Source organism: Actinoplanes awajinensis subsp. mycoplanecinus (genome assembly GCF_001509495.1).
Classification (GTDB): domain Bacteria; phylum Actinomycetota; class Actinomycetes; order Mycobacteriales; family Micromonosporaceae; genus Actinoplanes; species Actinoplanes palleronii.
The window spans coordinates 1-373 of the sequence record NZ_LLZH01000176.1; the positions used below are offsets into that span (position 1 = coordinate 1).

Genomic DNA, 373 nt, shown 5'->3' on the forward strand with positions numbered 1-373 from the left:
GGCGAGCATGACCTGGAACAGCGGGTGATGCGCCAGCGACCGTGCCGGGTTCAGCACCTCCACCAGATACTCGAACGGCACATCCTGCTGCGCGTACGCGGCCAGATCCACCTCCCGCACCCGCCCCAGCAGATCCCGGAACGACGGGTTACCCGACACATCCGTACGCAGCACCAAAGTGTTGACGAAGAAACCGACCAGATCATCGAGCGCCTCGTCCATACGACCCGCGATCGGACTACCGATCGGAATGTCCTGCCCGGCACCCAACCGGCTCAGCAACGTCGCCAGACCAGCCTGCAACACCATGAACAAACTCGTCCCGGTCGACCGCGCCAACTCGACCAGACCCCGATGCAACTCCGCATCCCAC

At 63.8% G+C, this 373-nt stretch carries 1 protein-coding gene; it reads right to left on the minus strand.

Annotated elements, in window-relative coordinates; genetic code table 11:
- A partial coding sequence (locus tag ADL15_RS51545; RefSeq protein WP_157441473.1) for a condensation domain-containing protein occupies nt 1-373 on the minus strand: 373 nt, incomplete at both ends.